This window comes from Sporosarcina sp. P18a (assembly GCF_002743135.1).
Taxonomy (GTDB): domain Bacteria; phylum Bacillota; class Bacilli; order Bacillales_A; family Planococcaceae; genus Sporosarcina.
This window is the reverse complement of the sequence record NZ_PDYQ01000005.1, coordinates 136,408-142,601: the sequence shown is the minus strand read 5'-3', so window position 1 is coordinate 142,601 and position 6,194 is coordinate 136,408. Positions and strand designations below refer to the sequence as shown.

Sequence of the window (6,194 nt, the reverse complement as noted above, 5' to 3'; positions counted from 1 at the left end):
TTAATGGCGCCGTTCCTTCAATAAATTCGGAATACCAGATTCTATTAAAATAAGGTGCCTGTGTGAGAAACAACCGTGAATGTGTAAACCATCATGAAAGTTTCCCGCACTGGCACTTTTCATTTTATTCGCAAAATCCTACCAAAATCCCCCAAAAGACAAAACCCGCAACCTTCAAACACCCCCATCGTCTATACTATGCTGTATTCAACCAACAAAATCCGCAGCAATAAAGTAGGTGAAACCCATATGAAAAGATCCGAGTATAAAGCACAACAACATAAAAAAGCACCAAAAAAGAAAAGAAGCCTGATGAACAAGATCACCCGTTTTGTATTCATCAGTGCACTGCTTGCTGTTCTTTGCGCACTACTCATACTGAATGTCTTCATAACATTCAGTGACGTAAGTAAACTCGAAGAACCGGCACCCAGATCGACAGTTATTTACGATCCGGACGGTGAAGTGATTAGTAAGGTATCGAATTCGAATATTGAAGGTGTATCAATTGACCAGATTCCGAATACGTTGATCGAAGCAGTGATCTCCGTGGAAGATCAACGATTTTACAAACATCACGGCATTAATTATTTGAGGATGGGACGCGCCTTACTCGAGAACGCATTCAAAGGTAAAATCGTGGCGGGGGGCAGTACGATTACGCAGCAACTTGCGAAAAATGTCTTTTTGACGCAGGAGCGTACGTACTCGCGTAAATTCAAAGAACTGATCCTCGCAAAGAAGATTGAACGGGTGTATTCGAAAGAGGAGGTTATGGAACGTTACCTAAACCAAATTTATTTCGGCGACGGAGCGTGGGGAGTTCAACGTGCGGCGCAGACCTATTTCGGTAAGGATGTCAGCGAATTGACGTTAAGCGAATCTGCGACAGTAGCAGGCATCATTAAAGCTCCGTCGCATTTATCGCCTACGAAAAATATGGAAAAGTCGGTGAATCGGCGCAATCTGGTGTTGTCGTTGATGCTACGTGAACAGTATATTAGTCAGGAAGAATACGATGAAGCGATTGGACAGAAACTAGCACTGGCTGATTCGACAGTGCCAGATTATAAAGGGAAATATCCGTATTATATCGATCGTGTCGTGGACGAGGCGGTCAATAGGTATCATTTGACGAGAAATGAAGTGCTGTCCGGCGGGTTGCATATTACGACGGAAATCAATCCGGTGGTTCAGAATGCACTGGAAGAAGTGTATGCGGATGATAGTTATTTTCCGGAGAGCACGCCCGATCAACTGTTGCAGAGTGCCTCTGTTTTCCTGAACCCTAAAACGGGCGGGATCCTGGCGTTAGTCGGTGGGAGAGGAGAATATACGCAGGAACGCTTCAATAATGCGACGGACCTCATACGGCAGCCTGGATCTGCGTTCAAGCCGCTTGCCGTCTATACTCCGGCACTTGAGCAAGGGTATCATCTATCGGATTTGCTTGTGGATGAACCGATCGATATGGATGGCTACTCTCCGAAAAATTTTGATCAGAACTATAGAGGGAAAGTGACGATGTACGATGCACTCGCACAATCGTATAATATTCCTGCCGTCTGGCTGATGGATCAGATTGGCATCAAAAACGGCGTGGACGCGGCGAAACGGTTTGGAATTTCATTAGAGAAAAAGGACCGTACGCTTGGATTGGCGCTTGGAGGGCTGAACAAAGGCACTTCTCCTTTGCGGATGGCTCAAGCGTTTTCTGCGTTTGCGAATGATGGAGTGATGGAGGAAGCCCATGCGATTACAGAAATTAAAGATTCGGAAGGAAAAGTGATCGGGAAATGGCGGGGAGAGTCTGTGCAAGTGACAGATGCCGAAGTTGCCCAGCAAATGACCTATATGCTGCAAGGGGCTGTTACGGAAGGGACTGCGAAAAAAGCACAAATTTCCGGTATAGACGTGGCGGGGAAGACGGGCACCACACAGCTCCCGTTTGAAGGAGTGGACGGTTCAAAAGATCATTGGTTCGTCGGCTATACACCTGATATTGTCGGTGCGGTCTGGCTTGGATATGATCAAACAGATGCCGACCATTATTTAACCTCCACCAGTAGCGTTACCGCACCGCCCATTTTTGCGCAGGTTGTTTCAAAATCATCCAGCGAATTGACTGTGAAGAAATTTGATTTGTCGTTAATTGATGAAGAAATAAAAGAGCTGAATAAGCAGAAGAACATGACAAAGGAAGAAAGAGAAAAGGAAGAGAAGAAAAAAGAGAAGGACAAGAAGAGGAAAGAGTTTTGGAAGGAGATCGAAAAGTGGGGACGGGATTGGTTTCGGGTTGAGTAGGTGCCAGGTCCCCACACAATTTGGATACAATTCTGAATTGAACTAGAATTGTTTGTGGACCTGTGCCATTTTCAAGCTTTGTTCGAGGTTTCACCGTGAACATAAAAATGGTATACTGTTTGATGTTGCCAAACCAACTGTTTATACTTATTATCCATACATATCGCGATTGAAATTTAATTTCGGTAGAACGATTTTATTGAATGCAAAAAACACAACAAATACATGGCTCGAAAAGAAGATTGGAAATCCGATCTTCTTTTTAGCGTGAAAAATGATAATCGCTTAGAAATAAATTATGAAGGGACTAATTATTATAAAAAAGACATTTGCTTACGAAAATGAATTACCATCTTTACCAATACCTTCATTAACGAGTACACGGGAGAAACTTCTTGAATGGGTTGAACCTCTTTTAAACGATGAACAACTTGAAGAAACTACGGAGGTTGTTAACCATTTCTTCAAAGTGGATGGAGACGCAGAAAAACTTCAAAAAAAATTGTGCGAATTGGATGCCCGAATTGAAGGTAGTTGGCTAAAGCCTTTATGGGATGATATGTATTTAAAATACCGCGACCCTTTGCCAACGGGCATGCATTTCAATATTTTATTAGATAATAAAAAGCATGAAAATCGATATACCCGTGCGGAGCTTGCCGGAAGAGTAAGCCGTTTAATCACGGAATTATATCATTTAATAATTGATGGCGAGGTAGCGCCAGTCATACAAAATGGTGTGCCCCTAGATATGAGTCAATATAAGAAGTTTTTTAAGTCCATTCGCATTCCGAGAGTAGAAAGAGATGAATTTAGACTAGCGGCATTCGAGAAAAGAAATAACCATGTCATTATTTTATATAAAAGAAATGTTTATAAAGTGAACGTAACAAATAGTGAAGGTGAAATTTATCAAAGCAGTGAAATCGCAAGTGCTATTGAAAGAACCTTTCAGGAAGAGCAAAGTGAAGGCGCCAACGTAGGAATTTTTACAACTGCGAAAAGAGACGAAGCTGCGAAGATATATGATCAACTCACCGTATCTAAAGTGAATGCGGATACTCTACAAACGATAGCGGATTCGCTAATTGTCATTTCTATGGATGAAGAAAGTAGTAATTCCGAAGAAGCGATTGAGAACTTAATGTTAAATGGAACGAACAAATACTTTGATAAAACCATCCAAGTCATCCTCACTAAAAAAGGTGAATTGGGTTATAGCATCGAGCATTCCTCGGTTGATGGTACGACGATATTTGCTGTCATTAGCTATGTAAATGAAGGCCTGGAGAGTGAAGAGCCTGAAACCATCTATACGACTGAACCAACTCTAATGGAAAAACAACAATGGGAATTATCTGCGGAGATTGAGAAGTCGTTAATGAGATTCGAAAAAGATCATGCGCGAGTCAAAAAAGAGTTTTTTATTAAAACGAGAACCTTCAACAGCTTTGGTTCAGATGAAATCAAAAACATGAATATTAGTCCGGACGCTTTTTTTCATATGGCCTTACAAATTGCACAGTACAGAACGTTAGGCGTATGTAGAAGCGTGTATGAACCCGTTTCAGTCCGTGCATTTCATGAGGGAAGAACAGAATGTGCGAGAGCGACCAGTATGGAGAAGCTGAACTTGGTGAAAGCGCTAGAAAACGGTGAAGAGAGTAATGAAGTGTTGTATGCCTTAATGCAAAAGGCGAGCGCGTCTCATACAAATCGAATCATCACGTGCCGTAAAGGATTCGGTGTTGAAAGGCATATGTACGGCCTGGAGCAAATGTATAAGTTGCACGGGGTAGACATCGGTATGACGGATACACCTGCACTCTTTAGCGACCCTGGCTATTTGACAATGCGTCATGATTTTATTTCGACAAGTGGTATGGCTTATGACAATGTAAAGTATCGGATATTCGGCCCAGTCGTTGAAGGCGGTTTTGGACTCGCTTATATTTTATTAGATCAAACGATTTCTATTAATATCTCCTCCAGTGCTGATGAAGCAGAAAATGCGCAGAAGTTAACCAATCATTTAGTAGATGCATTTTTAGAATTAAGACATATTGCGAATCGTATTCTTTAAATACTTCAAGGCTACTTGTTAAGAGATGTTAGAGCCTAATCTTAGAAGTATTCAACGTAAGCGCAAAACTATTAAGAGGTATGGAGTCAGTTGGTGGGAAACTGAAAATCACGCTCTTGTTAGTCCCGAGCGATAATGGATTACGTAAACAGCCAAATCGGTAAGTAATGAATAAGCACTACAACAAGCCCTCTACGCATTCGTAGGGGGCTATTCATGTTTAAGTGAAAAGTGATACCACAAGTATTTAATCGCTTCGTACTATTCATCTATCGGTACAAAGAGTCCAACTTTTCCGTGCACGTCATGATCTAAGGTGGCGAATACAACTCCGATGATTAATCCATCTCGATTTAGTACAGGACTTCCACTATTTCCAAGATATACTGGTGCTTTCATCATAACGACTGGCGCTTGTCAGGTTGTTAGCTCAGTGTAATCAATAATCGTGCCCTCATTCGTAATGCCCTAAAAGCTGAAAACAAGGTACCTGTGTGAGAAACAATCATGTAAGTTTCACACACATGTGCTTTTCATTGATGTAAATGACCCACCCACCAGCATACTCTTGCCGGTGGGTTTTTTAATCTGAAATAATACATGAGAGTGATCTGGTATGCAGTAGACGAGGGAGTTCTTGAGCGAGGGGAAGATTCGTACAATAACCTGTAGCTGTCGGTCCCAAGCACTAGAATGCTTGTCGCATTTCAAATAATCCATCACTTACGAACAATAATCTCATTAGAAAATTGAAGAGTAATATCAATAAAGTCTTGAATAGGAGGCGGGAGATAGCGTTCAGGCTGATAGACTAAATACACCGTTCTCTTGGAAGCGAAATCTTTTATGAAGACTACGTTTCTTCTTTTCGATGGATTTAGCGCGAGAAAGCTTTCGGGAACAACCGATATTCCCAGTCCATTCTCCACAAGGCTACAGGCAGTTTCTAAGCTTTCTGTTTCGAATTCTACTGACGGTGAAAAGCCTACATGCTCACATGCTTTAATAAATGTTTCTCTAATTTTAAAACCTTCAAGACTATGAATAAATGTTTCGTTTTTCAAATCGATGATTTCAATACTGTTCAGTTTTTTAAATCGATGATCAGGAGGTGTTAGTAATACGTAATTTTCCTGGAATATAGGTATATATGTAAAGTTGTCGTGATCATTAGCTATAGAAGTGATTCCTAAATGAATATCATAGCTCTCTAAATTTTTTACAATATCATTCGGTCCTAATTCCCGCACTTTCATCGATACAGTGGGATATTTGCTCTTGAAAATTCCAATCATATGGGAAATGAAGTAGCGGTATGATTCAATCATTCCTAGATTGATCTTGCCTTTACCTACATTTCTTGCATCCTCCATCTCTTTATAAATTTTATCAAATAACTTCAATACATCCTCCGCATGTTTATATAAAATTTCTCCTGGTTCGGTCAACTTCAAACTTTTTGTACTTCTTTCAAATAATGTACAACCTAGTTCTTTTTCTAATGATTTGATGGTATTGCTCAAAGCTGGCTGTGAAATATGTAATTGTATTGCAGCTTTTGTAAATTGTTCGCATTCTGCAATGGTATGAAAATGCTTTAAAGAGCGAATGTCCATTTTAGCACCTCTTCTTTATAACTATAAGTTATCAATTTATAATATTCCGATATTAGACATTATATATCTAGTGATATACAATTTCAACTAGATGGAGTGTTTAGAAAGTTCTAATTCATATAATTTCATTATTTATGGAATTATTCTTTAGCTCCTAGGCAAAAAGCGATGTTTAGCGTCAAACGGAGAGG

4 protein-coding genes are annotated in these 6,194 nt (G+C 40.4%); 2 read left to right on the top strand and 2 right to left on the bottom strand.

The window, feature by feature from the left end; translation table 11 throughout:
- The first annotated feature begins 249 nt into the window (after positions 1-249).
- Together CSV75_RS13400 and CSV75_RS13395 are read left to right on the top strand one after the other, a co-directional pair.
- On the top strand, positions 250-2,304 hold the full coding sequence (locus CSV75_RS13400) for a transglycosylase domain-containing protein (protein WP_099676228.1): 2,055 nt from the start codon (positions 250-252) through the stop codon (positions 2,302-2,304).
- 298 nt (positions 2,305-2,602) lie between these two features.
- Positions 2,603-4,387: a choline/carnitine O-acyltransferase gene (locus CSV75_RS13395; RefSeq protein WP_099676227.1), complete on the top strand. Its 1,785-nt coding sequence runs from the start codon at positions 2,603-2,605 to the stop codon at positions 4,385-4,387.
- Positions 4,388-4,648: 261 nt separating this feature from the next.
- Here CSV75_RS13395 and CSV75_RS16145 read toward each other — a convergent pair whose 3' ends face one another.
- Together CSV75_RS16145 and CSV75_RS13390 are read right to left on the bottom strand one after the other, a co-directional pair.
- On the bottom strand, positions 4,649-4,786 hold the full coding sequence (locus CSV75_RS16145; protein WP_233191674.1) for a S46 family peptidase: 138 nt from the start codon (positions 4,784-4,786) through the stop codon (positions 4,649-4,651).
- A gap of 320 nt (positions 4,787-5,106) precedes the next feature.
- Positions 5,107-6,003 (bottom strand): LysR family transcriptional regulator, encoded by an 897-nt coding sequence (locus tag CSV75_RS13390; protein WP_099676226.1) that lies wholly within the window; start codon positions 6,001-6,003, stop codon positions 5,107-5,109.
- Positions 6,004-6,194: the final 191 nt, after the last annotated feature.